The sequence below is a fragment of the Azospirillum sp. UENF 111221 genome, assembly GCF_058780625.1.
In genome coordinates, this window is the sequence record NZ_JBSNCH010000003.1 from 545,763 (window position 1) to 563,980 (window position 18,218).

General features: G+C 66.2%; 15 protein-coding genes. 10 read left to right on the forward strand and 5 right to left on the reverse strand.

Translation table 11 applies throughout. The annotated features are described in order from the left end of the window. Window positions 1–32 precede the first annotated feature (32 nt). The 3 genes from ACWPN3_RS10630 (at window position 33) to ACWPN3_RS10640 (ending at window position 3,559) form a co-directional block, all read left to right on the forward strand. Window positions 33–1,214: an acetyl-CoA C-acyltransferase family protein gene (locus ACWPN3_RS10630; RefSeq protein ID WP_492242747.1), complete on the forward strand. Its 1,182-nt coding sequence runs from the start codon at window positions 33–35 to the stop codon at window positions 1,212–1,214. Window positions 1,215–1,458: 244 nt separating this feature from the next. Continuing rightward, the gene (locus ACWPN3_RS10635; RefSeq protein WP_109447126.1) at window positions 1,459–2,640 is read left to right on the forward strand and encodes a quaternary amine ABC transporter ATP-binding protein; all 1,182 of its coding nucleotides are present in this window, start codon (window positions 1,459–1,461) and stop codon (window positions 2,638–2,640) included. Next, window positions 2,633–3,559, forward strand: coding sequence for an ABC transporter permease (locus ACWPN3_RS10640; protein ID WP_492242748.1), 927 nt, complete (start codon window positions 2,633–2,635; stop codon window positions 3,557–3,559). The genes ACWPN3_RS10635 and ACWPN3_RS10640 overlap by 8 nt, the downstream gene beginning before the upstream one ends. Window positions 3,560–3,561: 2 nt before the next feature. Here the strand turns inward: ACWPN3_RS10640 and betI are convergent, their stop codons facing one another. Further along, window positions 3,562–4,137 (reverse strand): transcriptional regulator BetI, encoded by a 576-nt coding sequence (gene betI / locus ACWPN3_RS10645; protein WP_109447122.1) that lies wholly within the window; start codon window positions 4,135–4,137, stop codon window positions 3,562–3,564. Window positions 4,138–4,329: 192 nt separating this feature from the next. Here betI and ACWPN3_RS10650 point away from each other — a divergent pair, with 192 nt between their 5' ends. The 6 genes from ACWPN3_RS10650 to ACWPN3_RS10675 all read left to right on the forward strand — a co-directional run bounded on the left by ACWPN3_RS10650 (window position 4,330) and on the right by ACWPN3_RS10675 (window position 13,590). Then, window positions 4,330–5,304, forward strand: coding sequence for a choline ABC transporter substrate-binding protein (locus ACWPN3_RS10650; RefSeq protein WP_492242749.1), 975 nt, complete (start codon window positions 4,330–4,332; stop codon window positions 5,302–5,304). A gap of 243 nt (window positions 5,305–5,547) precedes the next feature. Further along, window positions 5,548–8,235: a sensor histidine kinase gene (locus ACWPN3_RS10655; protein ID WP_492261348.1), complete on the forward strand. Its 2,688-nt coding sequence runs from the start codon at window positions 5,548–5,550 to the stop codon at window positions 8,233–8,235. Next, window positions 8,236–9,858: an ABC transporter substrate-binding protein gene (locus ACWPN3_RS10660; RefSeq protein WP_492242751.1), complete on the forward strand. Its 1,623-nt coding sequence runs from the start codon at window positions 8,236–8,238 to the stop codon at window positions 9,856–9,858. Between the two features lie 46 nt (window positions 9,859–9,904). Further along, window positions 9,905–11,344: a sensor domain-containing diguanylate cyclase gene (locus tag ACWPN3_RS10665; RefSeq protein WP_492242752.1), complete on the forward strand. Its 1,440-nt coding sequence runs from the start codon at window positions 9,905–9,907 to the stop codon at window positions 11,342–11,344. A 380-nt stretch (window positions 11,345–11,724) separates the two neighbouring features. After that, window positions 11,725–12,699 carry a pyridoxal-phosphate dependent enzyme gene (locus tag ACWPN3_RS10670; protein ID WP_492242753.1) on the forward strand — a complete coding sequence of 325 codons (975 nt, stop codon included), beginning with the start codon at window positions 11,725–11,727 and terminating at the stop codon, window positions 12,697–12,699. Between the two features lie 234 nt (window positions 12,700–12,933). After that, window positions 12,934–13,590: a YitT family protein gene (locus ACWPN3_RS10675; RefSeq protein WP_492242754.1), complete on the forward strand. Its 657-nt coding sequence runs from the start codon at window positions 12,934–12,936 to the stop codon at window positions 13,588–13,590. Between the two features lie 32 nt (window positions 13,591–13,622). Here the strand turns inward: ACWPN3_RS10675 and ACWPN3_RS10680 are convergent, their stop codons facing one another. The 3 genes from ACWPN3_RS10680 to ACWPN3_RS10690 all read right to left on the reverse strand — a co-directional run bounded on the left by ACWPN3_RS10680 (window position 13,623) and on the right by ACWPN3_RS10690 (window position 15,908). Next, window positions 13,623–14,345: a protein tyrosine phosphatase family protein gene (locus ACWPN3_RS10680; RefSeq protein WP_109447108.1), complete on the reverse strand. Its 723-nt coding sequence runs from the start codon at window positions 14,343–14,345 to the stop codon at window positions 13,623–13,625. Window positions 14,346–14,424: 79 nt separating this feature from the next. After that, window positions 14,425–15,423: a hypothetical protein gene (locus ACWPN3_RS10685; RefSeq protein ID WP_492242755.1), complete on the reverse strand. Its 999-nt coding sequence runs from the start codon at window positions 15,421–15,423 to the stop codon at window positions 14,425–14,427. Between the two features lie 5 nt (window positions 15,424–15,428). Then, entirely contained in the window at window positions 15,429–15,908 is a 480-nt protein-coding gene (locus ACWPN3_RS10690) for a hypothetical protein (RefSeq protein ID WP_492261349.1), read from the reverse strand. 467 nt (window positions 15,909–16,375) lie between these two features. On the opposite strand from ACWPN3_RS10690, the gene ACWPN3_RS10695 reads away from it, so the two are divergent. Beyond that, complete coding sequence (locus ACWPN3_RS10695) at window positions 16,376–16,498, forward strand: hypothetical protein (RefSeq protein WP_492261350.1); 123 nt, start codon at window positions 16,376–16,378, stop codon at window positions 16,496–16,498. Window positions 16,499–16,520: 22 nt separating this feature from the next. Here the strand turns inward: ACWPN3_RS10695 and ACWPN3_RS10700 are convergent, their stop codons facing one another. Next, window positions 16,521–18,110 carry a bifunctional metallophosphatase/5'-nucleotidase gene (locus tag ACWPN3_RS10700; protein ID WP_492261351.1) on the reverse strand — a complete coding sequence of 530 codons (1,590 nt, stop codon included), beginning with the start codon at window positions 18,108–18,110 and terminating at the stop codon, window positions 16,521–16,523. Between the last annotated feature and the right edge of the window lie 108 nt (window positions 18,111–18,218).

Here is an 18,218-nt window from a genome sequence, read left to right on the forward strand (position 1 = left end):
GCGTCCTTATTGTCCGAGAAGTGGACCGAACCATGCAGAACGACATCGTCATCGTCGGCGCCGCCCGCACCGCCATCGGCGGCTTCGGCGGCAGCCTCAAGGATGTGCCGCTGACCCGGCTCGCCACCGTGGCGGTCAAGGCGGCGCTGGAGCGGTCCGGCACTGCGCCCGACACCGTCGGTCATCTGGTGATGGGCAACGTCATCCCGACCGAGACCAACGACGCCTATCTCAGCCGCGTCGCCGCCATCGATGCCGGCATCCCCATCGGTACGCCCGCCTTCAACGTCAACCGGCTCTGCGGCTCCGGCCTCCAGGCCATCGTCTCGGCAGCGCAGTCCATCGCGCTCGGCGACTGCGACGTCGCCATCGGCGCCGGTGCGGAGTCGATGAGCCGCGGCCCCTATTTCGTGCCGAGCGCCCGCTGGGGCACCCGCCTGGGCGACGGGGCGCTGGTCGATTACATGAACGGCATCCTGCACGACCCATGGCAGAAGATTCACATGGGGGTGACGGCGGAGAATGTCGCCGCCCGCTACGGCATCGACCGCGAGGCACAGGACGCCCTGGCGCTGGAAAGCCAGCGCCGCGCCGCCCGCGCCATCGCCGAGGGCCGTTTCAAGGACCAGATCGTCCCGGTGGAGATTGCGTCCCGCAAAGGCACCATCGTCTTCGACACCGACGAGCATGTCCGCGGCGACGTCACCCCGGAAGGGCTGGCGAAGATGAAGCCGGTGTTCAAGAAGGACGGGTCGGTCACCGCCGGCAACGCCTCCGGCCTGAATGACGGCGCCGCCGCGGTGGTGCTGGCCGATGCCCGCCGTGCCGAGGCGCTGGGGCTGAAGCCGCTGGCCCGCCTCGTCGGCTATGCCCATGCCGGCGTCGAGCCCGACTATATGGGCATCGGCCCGATCCCGGCGACCCGCAAGGTGCTGGAGCGCACCGGCCTGTCGGTGGGCGACCTCGACGTCATCGAATCCAACGAGGCTTTCGCGGCCCAAGCCTGCGCGGTGATCCGTGAGCTGGATTTCGACCCGGCCAAGGTGAACCCCAACGGCTCCGGCATCTCGCTCGGCCATCCGGTGGGTGCGACCGGCGCCATCATCACGGTGAAGGCGATCCACGAACTGCACCGCACCGGCGGCCGGTATGCCTTGGTGACCATGTGCATCGGCGGCGGCCAGGGCATCGCCGCCATCTTCGAGCGCGTCTGAGGACCCGGTCGGAGGATCAGGGCAGGTACGGGCGGGCAACCCCGCCCGTACCCAAAACTCTCATCAGGTTTTTCATTGAACGATCAATCAAAATAAAATCGGCGTCTGTCTGCGGCCAATTGCGCAACAGCACCATCAAAATGCAGGTTTCGTGAACGCAGCTATCGACCGCGCCCCTCGTCTCGGGGCAATCTACGGCCCGATTGCCTGCACCCTGGTCTGTTGCGTTCCGGAAGCCTTGCCCATGACGACAATTCTGCCCACGCCCACCGGTTCGTCTTCGGCGACGATTGGACAGGTGCGTCTGGCGGTACGCGGCCTGCGCAAGGTCTTTGCCGACGATCCGCGCCCGGCGCTGGAGATGCTGCGCCGCGGGGCGACCAAGGCGGAGGTCCTGCATCGGCTGAACGTCAATGTCGGCGTGGCCGAGGCCAGCTTCGACATCCGGGCGGGCGAGATCTTCGTCATCATGGGCCTGTCCGGGTCGGGCAAATCGACCATCATCCGGCTGCTGAACCGCCTGATCGAACCGTCGGAGGGGGAAATCCGGCTGGACGGCAGGGATCTGACCGCGCTTCCCTACGCCGACCTCGTCGAGGTGCTGCGGCGGGACATGAGCATGGTCTTCCAGTCCTTCGCCCTGCTGCCCAACCGCACCGCGCTGGAGAACGCCGCCTTCGGGCTGGAGGTGGCCGGGGTGAAGCGGGCCGAGCGGCGCCGGGCGGCGCTGGCCGCCTTGGAGCGGGTCGGTCTGGCGGACTATGCCGACCGCTATCCGGACGAGCTGTCCGGCGGCATGCAGCAGCGGGTGGGGCTGGCCCGCGCACTGGCCAAGAATCCGACGATCATGCTGATGGACGAGGCTTTCTCGGCACTCGACCCGCTGATCCGCACAGACATGCAGGACGAGCTTCTGCGGCTCCAGCGCGAGGATGCCCGCACCATCGTCTTCATTTCCCACGATGCGGAGGAGGCGATGCGGATCGCCGACCGCATCGCGGTGATGGAGGATGGCCGGATCGCTCAGATCGGCACCCCGGCGGAAATCCTGCGCGCGCCGGCCGACGACTATGTCCGCGCCTTCTTCCGCGGCGTCGATGCCTCGCGCGTGCTGCGCGCCCGCGACCTCGCCCGGCCGCCCGACGACGGGACCGCGGGGGAGCCTGGACGGTTCCGCTACCGCACCGATGCGGCCGGCTATTTCCGCGGCGTGCTGGCCGGCGACGGCGCATCGGCCCTGTTCGGGCTGGAGCCGGTGGCGGCCGACACGCCGATCCATGCCCTGCTCGGCCGGGTCGCTGCGGCCCCCTGTCCGCTGCCGGTCGTCGAGCCGGACGGCCGGCTCATCGGCGTGATTTCCCGCGCGGCGTTGCTGGCGGCGCTCGACCGCGGCGAGGCCGCCGGGCGCGAGGTGCGGCATGGCTGACATCGCGCTGCTGGATATCGAGTGGCTGAACGAGACCATCGGCGGCAGCATCGCCCGCGGCGCCGAATGGCTGGTGACGACGATCCTCGACCATGGGCAGCCGGCGCTGACGCTCATCGCCGCGACGGTGGATGGGTTGGGAGAGGCGTTGGACGGGCTGCTGCTGGGGGTGCCGCCCTGGCTGCTGGCGCTGATGCTGTCGGCGGTCGCGCTCTGGCGGGTCGGGCGCGCCTTCGCGCTGTTCACCCTGCTGTCGCTGGGCGGGATCTTCGTGATGGGACTGTGGGAGCCGACGGTGTCCACCCTTGGGCTGGTTCTCGCCTCCACCGTGCTCAGCCTGATCGGCGGGGTGCCGCTCGGCATCTGGATGGCGCGCAGCAAGATCGCCGACGGGGTGGGCAAGACGCTGCTGGACCTGATGCAGACGATGCCGGCCTTTGTCTATCTGATCCCGGCGGTGCTGTTCTTCGGTCTGGGCCGGGTGCCCGGCATCATCGCCACCGTGGTCTTCGCCATGCCGCCGGCCGTTCGCCTGACGGCGCTCGGCATCCGGCAGGTGCCGGCGGAACTGGTCGAGGCCGGGCGCGCCTTCGGTTGCCGCGACCATCAGCTCCTGTTCAAGATTCAGCTGCCCAACGCCCTGCCGTCGATCATGGCCGGGGTGAACCAGACCATGATGATGGCACTGTCGATGATCGTCGTCGCCTCGATGATCGGCGCCGGGGGGCTGGGGAACGTGGTGCTCCAGGGCATCCAGCGTTTGGACATCGGCCTCGGTGTGCAGAGCGGCTTGGCCGTGGTTCTGCTGGCCGTCGTGCTCGACCGCATCACGCAGAGCTTTGGCCGGGGGGTTGGTCGCGGTGCCGGCCGCCGCCGGGTCGCCGCCGGGGCTGCCGGACGGCGCTGGTGGCGGCGGTGAGGTCAGGCGTTCAGCTCGGAATCGAGGTAGCCCAGCGCCACCGCCCGGGCGGCGCTGCCGTCGATGGCGCCGGTCAGCGCGAAGCGCAGCCACAGCCCGTCGATCATCGCCGCCAGCCCGACGGCCACCCGCTCCGCCCGGTCCGGCGGCAGCAGAGGACGCAGGGCATGCAGCAGGTTGGAGTGCAGCCGGCGGGCATTGATCCGTTGCAGCCGGGCCAGCGCCGGGTTATGCGGCGCCTGCGCCCAGAAGCCGAGCCAGGCCGCGACCACCCGCGGTTCGAACTGGCCGGGGGCGAAGTTGCAGTCGACGATCGCCTCCAGCCGGGCGCGCGGCGAATCGGCGGTCGCCAGCCGCTGGGTCGCGTCGTCGCGCAGCTGTTGCAACATGCTGCGCATGGTGGCGGACAGCAGCTCGTCCTTGCCGCCGAAATAATGGTGGATGATGCCCGGCGAAACGCCGGCCCCCCGGCTGATCGTCTGGACCGTGGTGTCGGCCAAGCCATGCTCGCCCATCGAGGTGATGGTGGCGTCGATCAACTGGCGGCGGCGGATCGGTTCCATTCCGACTTTGGGCATGGGGCTGGCGGTCTCCTGTCCTGTTCAGCCAAGACGGTTTCAACCGGGACCTTGGCCTGTATCGCAACAAATGCGCCATTTTCGCCGGTCCGTCGATGGCGAAATCGGCAGACCCGGTGACGCAGACCGGATGGACCGGAACGGCAAAGCCCGGACAACAAGCCCGAACGACAAGAAAGAGGAGTTGAGGATATGAACGGATGGATGGCCCTGGCCAAGGGTATCGCGGGTGCCGGCATCGCCGCGGTCGTGACGCTGGGCGCCAGCGGGGCGCTGGCCGCCGAACCGGCCTCTTGCAAGGCAGTGCGCTTCGGCGACGTCGGCTGGACCGACATCGCGGCGACGACGGCGCTCGCCTCCGTCACGCTCGACGCGCTGGGCTACAAGCCGACCACCACCATGTCGTCGGTGCCGCTGGTCTACACGGGCCTGAAGACCAAGTCGCTGGACGTCTTCCTCGGCAACTGGATGCCGACGATGGAGCCCTTCGTGAAGCCGGTGCTGGAAGACGGCTCGGTCGAGGTGACGCGCGTCAATCTGGAAGGCGCCAAATACACGCTCGCCGTGCCGAAATACGCCGCCGATGCCGGGCTGAAGACCTTCGCCGACATCGCGAAGTTCAAGGACAAGCTGAGCGGCAAGATTTACGGCATCGAGGCCGGCAACGACGGCAATCTGATCATCGACAAGATGCTGAAGGCCGACGCCTTCGGGCTGAAGGACTTCAAGCTGGTGGAATCCAGCGAGGCCGGCATGCTGGCCGAGGTGAAGCGCGCGACGCGCAACAAGGGCTGGGTGGTCTTCCTGGGCTGGGAGCCGCACCCGATGAACAAGAGCTTCGAGCTGACCTATCTGGAGGGCGGCGACGACTGGTTCGGCCCCAACCTCGGTGGCGCCACGGTTTCGACCAACGTCCGCAAGGGCTATGCCGCGGAATGCCCGAATGTCGGCAAGCTGCTGTCCAACCTGTCCTTCACGCTGGCGATGGAAAACGCCGTGATGGATGACATCATGAACGGCAACAAGAAGCCGGACGCCGCCGCGAAGGCTTGGCTGAAGAAGAATCCCGACATTCTGAAGAGCTGGCTGTCGGGCGTTACCACCATTGATGGCAAGGATGGGCTGGCTGCGGTGCAGGCCAAGCTTGGCGTCGCAACCAAGTCGTAAGGGGCCTAGTCGGAAACGACGTCGGATGGGGCGGGATGGAGCGGCCATTCGCCCCATCCGGCCTATCGCTTTCTTTCCGGTGGCTTTATCCCTTTGCCACGGTCCATTGCTCTGCTAAGGCCCTTTAGGTGCTGAGTGCGGAGCGTTCGTGGCGGATCGCCATTCACCCTTGTCCGGGAGCCTGCCCCTCTCCCGGCACTCTTGCCGGGCGGCCGGCGCGCGTGATTGCGTGGCGGAACGCGCATGAGGATTCGCTCGCGCATCGCGGTCGTTGGGGGCGTGCCGGTCTTGGTCGCGGCGGTCATCGCGGTGGCCGGCGGGCTGCTTCTGGCCCGCAGCGAGCGGGTTTACGAATCGGCGGTGCTCGCGGGTTCGGTCTATCGCGACGTGCTGGCGGCGACCGCAGCCCGCATCGACTATCTTCAGGTGGCTCCCACCGACCGTGCCAGCCGCGCTGACCGTTTCGAAAGCATGTCGGACTCGGCGGCGGCCGAGTTGCGCCAGTTGGACAAGGCCGGATCCGCCAACACCCATCGGGCGGAGGTGGAGCGCGCGACCGCCGTGCTGGCGCGCTATGTCGACCAGATGCGCAGCTTCATCCAGGTGACCGCCGCGAACGACTCCGCCGTGGCCGACATGGGGCTTCACGCCTCCACCCTGATGGCGCTGACCGACCGTGCCCGCGAACGCCAGCATGCCGCCAACGTCGATTCCCTCGGGTCCCTGACGGAGGCCGACCAGCGCCTGCGGGACAGCCGCGACGTGGTCGACAGCGCCCATGAGCTGCGCGAGGCGATGCTGGATTTGCAGCGGGCGGAGGCCCAGCATGTCGCCGCCCTCGGGTTCGGAGTCGGGTTGTTCGGCAGCGGCCGCCCCCTGACCCCGGCCGATTTCCACATCGCAATCGACAGGCTGACTGGAACCGCCGACCGGTTGCAGTCGGCCTTGGATCGGACCGACCCGCTGGTCGATCGCTATCCGGCGAGGCAATCGGCCGCCCGCTATGCCGCCACGGTGGACGGGTTGCAGGCGGCCGTCACCGAACTGCGTGCGGCCCAGGCCGAACGTGACGCGGCATTGAGCCGCTTCGAGGCGGCTGTGCAGGCGGCAGCGGGCCTGGGGGGAGACGATGCCGAACGGCCGGCCATCAGCAGCCCCTTGGGCGAGCGGATGCTGGCCGAGCAGATCATCCGCACGCTGCCGGTGGTGCGGGCGCTGGTGCTGACCGGAACGCTGAACCGCCAGCCCGACGTAACCTTCCTGTCCTCCATGTTGCCGTCCTTGCGTGTGCCGCTGGACGGGCTTTACCGGGTCCAGGCCCGTGCCGCTGCGGCCCAGCAGGCGCTCGAAGCCGCCCAGCGCGCCGGGGCGGACGCGGCATCCACCATCGAGGGGCTGACCGCCCGCATCCTGATGGTCAAGGCCACCGGTTACACCGCGATCCAGGACGAGGTGGTGCAACTGATAGCCTACGCGATCCAGGCCAACGACACCGAGCAGGAGACGCAGAACGTCGCCGTCGTCGCCCTGCGTCTCGGCCGTCGGGCCGCCGACGCGGTGGCGGTGCGCGACGCCGAGGAGGCCGACCGCATCGTCGCCGATGCCGGCGCCCTTCTGGAAACGGTGCGCGGCCTTCCCATGTCGCCGCTGTTGCAGGACGAGGTGCTGTCGGCCATCCGCAACTGGCGGGACAGTCTGCGCCGCACCGCCGAGGGGCTGCGCCGCCTCAATCAGCTGCTGATCACCATGGACCGCGATGCCGGCGCGCTCGTGGAAACCGCAAGGCAGCTGGACGAGACCTTCCGGGACGAAGCCGCGCGCATCGGCGAGCTGCTGACCCGTATCCTGGTCATCGGGGCGACCATCGGCCTGCTGCTGGGCGGCGGCGCCGCGGCGGTGGTGGCCCGGTCGATCAGCCGGCCGGTGCTGCGCCTGCAAAAGCAGATGACCCGGCTGGCCGAGGACCCGCTGGCCGGCCCGATCGACGGCACGCGCCGCCAGGACGAATTCGGTGCGATGGCGCGTGCTGCCGCCTTCTTCATCCGCGAGATCGGCCTGCGCGAACAGGCGGCCCGGCAGGCGAAGGACCGCGCCGACCGCGCCCTGGAAGACCTGCGACGCACCCAGGCCGACCTGATCCAGGCTGAAAAGATGGCTTCGCTGGGTGGCTTGGTTGCCGGCGTGGCGCACGAGATCAACACGCCGCTGGGCAATGCCCTGATGGGAGCCACCCATCTGGAGGATCGGCTGGCGATCCTGGCGCGGCAGGCGAGCGGGAGCAATCTGCGCCGCAGCGACTTCGCCGAGTTCCAGGAGACGGCGGACGAGATCGCCCGGCTGCTGGTGCTGAACCTCCAGCAGGCCTGCGAGCTGGTGCAGAGCTTCAAGCAGGTCGCCGCCGACCAGACCAGCGGCGAGGAGCGGCTTTTTCTGCTCAAGCCTTATCTGGAGGATTTGGCGACCAGCCTCAGCCCGTCCTGGCGCCGGGCGGGCCATAGCCTGCGGGTGGACTGTCCCGAAGCCATCGAGATCGACGGCTTTCCCGGCGTTCTGGCACAGATCCTGACCAATCTCGTGATGAATTCGATCACCCACGCCTATCGCGAAGGACAGAGAGGCCAGCTGCTGATTGCCGCCTCCGCGCAGGGCGCCGACATGGTGACGCTGGTCTACTCCGACGACGGCCGCGGGATTGCCCCCGCCGATCTGGGCCGGGTGTTCGATCCCTTCTTCACCACCCGACGCGGTGCGGGCAGCACCGGTCTCGGCCTGCACATTGTCTATAATCTCGTGGTCAATCGGCTCGGTGGAAAGATCGCGGTGGATAGTCTTCCCGATAGAGGCGTGCGGTTCACCATTCGCTTTCCACGACGATTTGCCACTGATAACATGACGTTGGTCGCCGCAGTGCAATCCCCGCAGGAGCAGTGAATGCCTTTGCCGCCGCAGACGTTGACGGGGACTCTTGCCATGGGGGCGGCTGTTCTTTTCGGGCTTGCGACCATGCCCGGCGCGGCGCTGGCGGAAAAGTCTCTCGTCTACTGCACCGAAGGAAATCCGCAGAGCTTCAATGCGCAGTTCTCGACCTCCGGCACCACTGTGAATGCGGTGACGCCGCTGTTCAACAATCTGGTTGAAATGGGGGCGGATGGGCAAATAACGGACAGCGGACTGGCCGAATCCTACACGATCTCGGCCGACGGTCTGATCTATGAATTCCATCTTCGCCGGAATGTAAGCTTCCATTCCAACGAACTGTTCACCCCGAGCAGGCCGCTGAATGCCGACGACGTTCTATTTACCTTCGAGCGGCAGTGGCATGCCGACCATCCCTATCACAATGTCGGTCCGGCAACCTATGATTACTTCAAGGATATGGGGCTGCCGACCCTGTTGAAATCGGTGGTGAAGTTGGACGACCACACCATCCGCATCACTCTGGACCATTCGGAAGCGCCCTTCCTCGCCGATCTGGCGATGCCGTTCCTATCGGTCCAATCCGCTGAATATGCGGATTTCCTGCTGAAATCCGGCCGCCAGACATCATTCGACGAGATGCCCATCGGAACGGGACCGTTCCGGCTGGTGTCCTACCAGAAGGACGTGGCGATCCGGTACAAGGCCTTCGACGGCTATTGGCGCGGGCGCCAGCCGCTGGACAATCTGATCTACTCGATCACGCCGAACATCGCGGTTCGCCTGAACAAGCTGCGGTCGGGTGAATGCCATGTGATGATTTTTCCCAATCCGGCCGAGTTGGGGAACATCGAGAAGGATCCGAATCTGGTGCTGGAACGGCAGGATGGGCGGAACGTCGCCTATATGGCGCTCAACACCCAAAAGCCGCCACTCGACGATGTACGGGTGAGGCGGGCGATCACGCTGGCGATCGACAAGCGCACCCTGGTCGATGCGGTCTATCAGAATGGCGGGATGCCGGCCAAGAACCCGATTCCGCCCGGCATGTGGTCCTACAATGACAGCATCGAGGATCACCCGTTCGATCCGGTCGAGGCGCGCCGCCTGCTGGTCGAGGCGGGCTATCCCGAAGGCTTCACCCTGGACCTGTGGTACCCGCCGGTGACGCGCCCCTACCTGCCCAACGGGAAGCGTGCCGCCGAAATGATCCGGGAGAATCTCGAACGCGTTGGGATCAAGCTGACCCTGAAGACCGAAAGCTGGGGCAATTATCGCAGGCAGGTGACCCAGGGCGAGCAGGACATGGTGCTCTATGGCTGGACCGGCGACAATGGCGATCCGGACAACTTCCTCTATTTTCTGCTGAACTGCGGTGCTGTGCGTCCCGGCGGCGCCAACATCGCGAGATGGTGCAATTCCGATTTCGAAGAGCAGATCACCAAGGCCAAGGTGACCAGCGATGTCCCCCGCAGGACTGCCCATTACCGCAAGGCCCAGCAGATCTTCCATCAGGAAGTCCCGTGGTTCCCCATCGCGAACTCGATCATCGTCGTTGCCCACCGCAAGGAGGTGAAAAACTACACGAACAACATTTTCAATCAGGATTTTTCTGGTGTCGACATCGAGGCCCGGTGAGTACAGGTTTATGCAACCCTCAACTGGGCAATTCCCGGCAGGTGACATGTCGCCCGATGATCTGATGTTCGAGGATGACGAAGCCGACACGGTGTCGGCGCGGCTGACGACGACGGCCGTGCCTTGGCCGGTGCTGGTGGTCGATGACGACGAGCAGGTGCATGCGATGACGCGCGTGCTGCTGAACGATTTCGAGTTCCAGGGCCGCCGCTTCGCCATCGTCAGCGCTTTTTCCGCAGCGGAGGCGCGGACGATCCTGGCCGAACGGCCGGACCTGCCCGTGGTCCTTCTCGACGTTGTGATGGAAACGCAGGATGCGGGCTTGCGCCTGGTCCATCACATCCGGCGCGACCTGGGCAACCGCCACATCCGCATCATCCTGCGCACCGGCCAGCCCGGACAGGCGCCGGAACGCGATGCCATCGTCGCCTATGACATCAACGATTACAAAAGCAAGGCGGAGCTGACCGCCCAGAAGCTGTTCACCAGCCTGGTCAGCGCCGTGCGCGGCTGGTGTGATCTGGTCACCATCGAGACGCTGAACCAATCGCTGGAGCATCGCGTCGCCGAGCGCACGGCGGAGCTGGAACGGCAGACCGCTCTGGCCGACGAGCAGCGCCGCTTCATCGAGAATCTGGTGGAGCTGATGCCGAGCCCGGTCTGGTACAAGGACTCGGCCGGCCGCTATGCCCTGTGCAACCGTGCCTTCCGCGAGCTGTTTCCGAACGCCGCCGACGGCACCGAATGGTCATCCGAGGATCAGGAGCTTCCTGGCCAAGTTCTCCCGGAACAGGCTTCGTTCGGCACAGGCGCCTTTTCCTTCGAAACCAGCGTTGCCGGGCCGGGTGGCGATGTGCGTGAGTTGCTGGTGGTGAAGCGTCCGCTGACCTCGCCGGACGGTGCCGCGACGGGCGTGATCGCCATCGCCACCGACATCACGGAGCGGCGGCGGATGGAGCGCGAACTCCAGCGCCTCGCCACCACCGACCCGCTGAGCGGCGCCCACAACCGCCGGCATATTCTGGAGCTTCTGGAGCGTCTGCTGACCGGGCGGGATGTTGTCATGGAAGGGCGTCAGGCCGCCGGCATGGCTTGCCTGATCATGCTCGACATCGACCATTTCAAGCGCATCAATGACGAGATGGGCCATGGCGCCGGCGACATCGCGATTCGCCGGGTGGTCGAGGTGATCCGCGGCCAGATGCGCGCGACCGACCAGATCGGCCGCATCGGTGGAGAGGAATTCGCCATCCTGCTGCCGGACAGTTCGCAAGCCGACGGTGTGGCCATCGCGGAGCGGCTGCGCAGCGGCCTCGCCGCGCTGGCAATCGAGCTGCCGGATGGCCGGAACTTCCAGCTGACCGGAAGCTTCGGTCTGACCGAGGTGCGGACGCTGGGAGATACAGTGGAAAGCGTGCTTGGGCGGGCCGATCAGGCGCTCTATCGCGCCAAGGCGCTCGGGCGGAACCGGGTCGAGGTGATGTGAAGCAGGGTATCGACCTGCGACAATTTGAACGATGACGGCTTGACCGCCGCTGCAACAACGGGTATCCAGATCCCATGAACACCACCGACACCATGCGAATGCGAATTACCGGCCCGGCGCTCTGAAGCGTCGGAGAGTTGCCGTCTTCGTGTTTAATGGTCGTGTGGAGTGTGTGGCGTGTCGCTGCACCATGTGGTTCCCGGAACCCTCAATCCGGTTCATGACAGGTCCAAGGCTTTGACCGCTGCTGCGGTGCCGTCTTTTGGCGTCCGTTTCGGCGAGCGAATGTGTGGCTCGGCGCGAATTATTCTCCCGGTCCGCTGAGGCGGTCCGGGGCACGCCCGACTTACCCAAAAATTCGTTCGCCAAGGATCTTCGCGATGTTCACCGCGCAAGCCGATGCCGCGCGCACCCTTTCCGTCTGCGCTCCCCTCCACCGATCCCTTGAAGACCGCCTGCCGGCATGGCTGCCGTTTTCGGCGGTGACGGATGCCGCCAAGCGGCTGTCCGGCCAGATCGTCCGCACGCCGCTGCTGCATGCGCCGACGCTGGGCCGGGATCTGTGGCTGAAGGCGGAGGTGTTCCAGGCCACCGGCGCCTTCAAGGAGCGCGGCGCGCTGAACCGCCTGCTGCGGCTGACGGCACCGGAACGGGCCGGCGGCGTGGTGGCGATGTCGGCCGGCAACCATGCCCAGGGGGTGGCGCTGCATGCCGCCCGGCTGGGGGTGCGGGCCACCATCGTGATGCCCGAGACGGCCCCGCGCTGCAAGGTGGAGCGCACCGCGGAACTGGGCGCCGAGGTGGTGCTGCACGGCGCCACGGTCGGCGAGGCGAAGGGCAGGGCGCTGGAACTTGCCGCTGAACGCCGGCTGACCTTCCTTCACCCTTATGACGATCCCGACGTGATCGCCGGGCAGGGAACCGTCGGACTGGAGATCCTGGCCGACCGGCCGGATGTCGACACGGTGGTGGTTCCGGTCGGCGGCGGCGGCCTGCTGGCCGGGGTGGCCGCCGCGGTGAAGGCGCAGAACCCGTGGGTGCGGGTGATCGGCGTGCGCCTGGCCCGGCGGGGCGGTCCGACGCTGGCCGACGGCATCAACGTCCATGCGCTCGGCAAGCTGCCCCAGGCAATCGTGAACACCCTGGTCGACCGGGTGGTCGAGGTCGAGGAGGCGGAGATCGCCGCGGCAATGAGGGCTCTGCACCGTTCTTTCGGCGTGGTTGCCGAGGGAGCCGGGGCTGCGGGGATCGCCGCGGTGCTCGGCGGCCGGCTGGGACGGACCGGACGGACGGTGGCGGTTCTGTCCGGCCGCAACGTCGATGGCGACACGCTGGCAAAGACGCTGGCGGCGTGAATTTCGGTCACTCATCAATCGGCTCGGCCACCTGTCCTCTTTCCCCATCCAACGCCGTCCTGGCAAAAGGTTGGGAGGAGGACGGGCTGGCACCAAAGGACCATCGCATCAGCCATCCCCCCGCAAATCGCATACCTCGTCTCTTCACCGAAGCGAAGTATGGATAGGTCAGCAGAAATGACCTATATTGGTCGTCGCCTGTAAACACACAGGCGACACCGAGGGGTAGCTGGCATGACGAACAATTCCGCCTCGACCATTTCGTCATCCCCTGCATCTGTCACTTACGAACGCCCGAAGGCGGCACACAGTGTCTTTGATAATTTGCAAGGACAACTGTTCGGCATTGTCATGACATCCTTCGGGATTGCCATTCTTCATGCCGCCGGCCTGGTCACCGGACAGGCGGCCGGGCTCGCCTTTGTGATTTCTTATGCAACCGGCATCGATTTCGGAACTCTGTTCTTTCTGGTCAATCTTCCCTTCTATTTTCTTGCGCTGGCACGCATCGGCATCGGCTTTACGGTCAAGTCGCTGATCGCGGTGACCGGCATCGCCCTGCTGTCCGGCCTGCTGCCGACGATGATGAGCTTCAGCGCCATCAACCCCTATGTCGCGGCGGTGCTGGCGGGCTTCTGCGTCGGGATCGGCGTCATCGCCCTGTTCCGCCATGGGGCCAGCGGTGGCGGGGTCGGCATCCTTGCCTTCTACCTGCAGGAGAAGACCGGCTTCCGCGCCGGTTGGCTGCAGTCGCTGTTCGATCTGGCGGTGTTCTCGGCCGCGGCCTTCGTGCTCGATTGGCCGGCGCTGCTGGTGTCCATCCTGGGGGCTGCGGTGCTGAACGCCTTCGTCGCCTTCAACCACCGCGCCGACTGGTACGTCGCCCGCTGAACGGATTTGGTACGCCTGGGGGACGGGCCGCTCTATTCGCGGCCCAGCACCCGGTCGACCACCGCGTCGGCCCATTCGCGCGACCGGAAGCTCGCCTTGGCTTCCACCGGATCATAGACGCGCTCGACCCAATCCCAGAAAGCGATGGGGCGCTTCTGGTTGTAGGCGGCGTACAGCTCGAAGAAGTAGTCGAGGATGCCGGTCTTCGCCTGCTTGAAGTGGCCGTATTTCCAGGACAGCTGCTTCATCGCCTGTTCGAGCGGCTGGCCTTCATGGGCGAACAGATACAGCGTCGACATGAAGCCGGCGCGGTCGGCGCCCGACTTGCAGTGCATCAGCGCCGGATAGGTCATCGTCTTGAACAGTTCGCGCGCCTTCAGAAGGGTTTCCTTCTTCGGCATGTCACGCGAGTTCACCGGGAAATCGACCAGTTCCAGCCCATGGGCGCGGCAGGCCTCCGCCTCCAGGATGTAGGAGGCACAATCGCGCGAGCCGCGCAGGTTCAGGATCGACTTGACCCCGTTGCGCGCCGCCGCCGCGATGTGCGAGGGCGAGGGCTGGCTCGCCCGGTACATGTTGGGCGAGATGCGGTAGGTGTTGGAATAGATCAGCCGGAAACAGGCATGGTCGATGAATACGGCTTCCAGATGGCCGAGCGCACGCTGCCATGGCGTCGCCATGCGGCTTCGGCTGCGCTTGATCGCATCGGCAAGCGCGGTGGTGGTGACCGCCCGCAGGGTGCTTTTCTTCGCCAACTCAAACCTTCCGACTCTGACGGAACGCCAACATAGGCATGGTCGCCGTTCCGTCAAGAACCACCATCGCGTAAAAGGGTCAGGCCACCCTGTCCTGCATCCGCACATACATGCCGTATTGGGCGGCCAGCGTCAGCACGATTTCCATGTACAGGTTGATCAGGCCGTTGGCGTAGAAAGCCGGGCAACCGGTGTAATGGCGTTCCCCCGCCATCGCGGTCGGCTCGATCAGGTCGGTGTTGAGCACGATCAGGTCCTTGTCCGGATCGTAGAGGAAAGCCGACTGGTCGGTGCGCAGCGGATGGATGGCCTGATGGTCGTCGGCCTCGATCTTTCCCGCCGCCATGAATTGGCACAGCATGCCCAGGCTGCCCATGGCGAGCGGCAGCACCTGCTTCAGGCTGCGGCGGGCGAGGTCGTCATAAGCCGCGGCCTCCAGCCCCGGCCGCAGCAGCGGCGCCGCTTCCACCAGATTCCAGCAGACATGCAGTGCGGTGTGGCTGCCGGTCTTGGTGATCGACAGCATGTCGTAGCCGGACGGGCCGTGCAGCACCGACTTCTGCAACTCGCGCCCCAGCACATAGCCGGCGGCGGCCATGTCGGTGATGGTCCCCTCCGTCCGGCAGCGGTCCTCCTCCACCATCACCTTGATCGCCCAATCCTTGATGATGGCGTCGAGCAGATGGCAGACGGAATCGCGAAGGAAGCCGACCATGCGGTCGGGATCGGCGGCGGACAGCCCGTCCGGATCGGCGAAATCCAGCCCATGCGGCGACTCCGGCGGGGTTGCCAGCAGCAGATGCCCGTTATCGTCCAGCGGCATGCGGGCGATGATGTGCTCCCGCAGGTCGGAATAGAGGAATCCCAGCAGCGTGTTGATCGCGACCTTCTCGAAATCCTCCTTGCGGGTGTCGGCATGGGCCGGGCAGTGGCCGGCCAGCGTCAGCAATTCCTCGCTGAGCAGATAGTTCGGGTCTTCGGCGATGCGGTGCAGGATCGGCGCGAGGTTGATCCGGGTCATCCCGGCATCCTCATGCGCGCCGGCATAAGTCAGGGCAAAGTCATTGGTGCGGGCCATCGGGCTCAGCCCTCCTGCAGGCGGTCGTAGACGGAGTAGTCGAGCGCCAGCCCGGCGACGATGTCGAGATACAGCTTGATCAGGTTGGTGGTGTAGAAGGCTGGGCAGCCGGTGTAATAGCGCTCGCCCGGCTTGGCGAAGGTGACGATGGGATCGGCATTCAGCCGGATCAGCCCGTTGGCGTCCAGGATGAAGGCCTTCTGGTCCTTGGGCAGCCGGTGCACCGCAAGGCCGTCGGGCGGTTCGATCCCGCTTTCCTCCATGTAATGGACCAGCATGCCCAGGCTGGACATCGACAGCGGCACGATCTGCTTCAGGCTGCGGTGGACGAGGTCGTCGTAGAAGGCCGCGTCCCGTCCCGGCACCAGCAGCGGTGCGGCTTCCACCATCGCCCAGCAGATGTGGATGGCGGTGTGGCTGCCGGTCTTGGTGATCGACAGCATGTCGTAGCCGGCGCGCTGGTAGAGCGGCGAATGTTCCAGCACCGTGCGCAGGACGAAGGTCGCCGCCGCCTCCAGCGAGATCTTCGCCGGAGCCCTGGGAGCGGAAATACTCCTCCTCCCGCACCAGATCGACGGCCCAGCCGGTGATCAGCCCATCCAGCAGATGGCAGGTGGCGTCGCGCAGGACGGAGCAGAACACGTCCGGCGCCGCCGCGGCCATGGCGTCGCGGTCGGCCGGGTCGAGCCCGTGCGGCGAACGCGGCGGGATGGGGAGCATTGGCCGTCCGTCCTCATCGAAAGGCAGCTTGCCTGCGATGTGGTCGCGCAGCCGGTTGAACAATAGGGCCAGCAGGCTGTTGACGGCCACCTTGTCGGCATCGTCCTGCGGGATCGGGGCCGTTCCTTCGGCAGCGCCCTCGGTCTTGCCGGCATGGAACGGGCATTGCCCGGCACCCTGGCGGAACTCCTGGCTGAACAGAAAACTCGGATCGGTCTGGACGCGCTGCAAAATGTGCGCGATCGACACCCGGCCCAGCCCGGCCTCGCCATGGGCGGTGTTGAAGGTCTGGGCGAAGTCGTTGGAACGGGCGGTCAGGGTGTCGGACATGCGGCGGCCTTGGGCGCTGGTCTGAGGGCGGATCCGGGGCGGACGGGCTACCCTAAAGGGAAATGGCCGCCACGCGCAACGGAGTGACGGCCCAGGGCACTATAATGTCCCGGCTGCTGCGTTATTTTGCCACGATCCTGCCATCCACCGCCGGGGCCACCGTTTTCTTGGCCTCGACGTAGTTCATCACGATGGTTGCCAGCAGCACCGCGCCCGACGCATCGACGATGACTTTGGAACGCGGGAAGGCGGCATAGCCGTCGCCGCCCTTCAACATGTAATCGTTGGTGGCGACGCGGTAGGTCGCCTGCGGGTCCACCGGCTTGCCGCCGACCATGATCGACGTCACCCGCCGCCCGGCCGGCGCCTTCGGGTCGTAGGTCATGGTCAGGCCGGAAACCTGCGGGAATCTGCCGGCCTTCTCCTCCACCTTGCTGACGCCGTGTTCGAGGGTGGAGATCGAGATCCTGCCCCGACATGTCCACCAGCACGCCGACATTGCCGAAGGGCAATTCGGCGAAGATGTCCTTGCGGGTCAGCTTGGACCCGGCGGGATGCAGCGCGTCGGCGCGGATGCCGCCGCCGTTGGTGATGGCGACGTCGGCCTTCAGCGTGTCGCGCAGGGCGTCGGCGATCAGGTTGCCCATGCTGGCTTCGCGGCTGCGCACCACATCCTTGCGGCTGTCGAGCTCCGTCGTCGTCGTACCGATCACCACCGCCAAGTCGCTGTCCAGGCGCTTGGTATAGCCCTCCACCACTGTCTCGACCTTCGGGTCGGGAGCGACGCCGGCGGTGGTGACGAAGCGCCATTCGGTCGGGACGGTGGTGGTCGCCGGACCCTTGCCGGCATCCTTGGTCTCGACGGCCAGCTTCACGACGCCGAGATACTGTGCATCGTGCCCGGCCTTCAGGATCAGGGTGGACCCCTCATAGAAGCTGATCGGGTCATGGTCGTGGCCGCCCAGGATCAGGTCGATGCCCTTGACCTTGGACGCCAGTTCGCGGTCCTCCTCGATGGTCAGGTGGGTCAGCGCCACCACGACCGAGGCTCCCTTGGCCCGCAACTCCTTCACCGCCGCCGCCGCCGTCTCCAGCACCGGCGGGAAGTCGAGGCTCGGACCGGCGCTCGACAGGCGGGCGGTGTCGGGGGTGATCAGGCCGAGGAAGCCGACGGTGATGCCGTCTATGGTCCGGGTCCAGCTCGGCACCGTGCTGGCGAAGGCGGAGCCGTCGGCCGACCGCACATTGGTGCCGATCCAGGGAAACTTCGATTCTGCCATGCGCTGCTTCAGCAGGTCGGGACCGAAGTCGAATTCATGGTTGCCGAAGGTCACTGCATCGACGCCGATGGCATTGAACAGCGTGATCATCTGCTCACCGCGTGTCGTGCCGGACAGCAGCGAGGGCGACAGGAAATCGCCGCCGACCGTGGTGATCGCATCGGGGGCGGCGGCGCGTTCGCGCTTCAGCAGCGTCATAAGCGGCCCGAACCCGCCCTGTCCCTTCACCGGCGCGATTTCATACACGTCGTTGACGTGCAGGAAGGTCAGCGTGCCGCTTTGCGACCAGGCGGGCAGTGCGGTGCCGAGCATGATGGCGAACAGCGGTGCTGCGACGAGACGGGTGCGGGACAGCATCTGAACGAACCTCCGGCGGAAAGAGGGTGCCTGACGCACTCTAGATCAGCTTTTTATCGTGGCGCATAGCGGCTTTGCACATCGGGGCATGCGGTTGGGAAAGGCTGT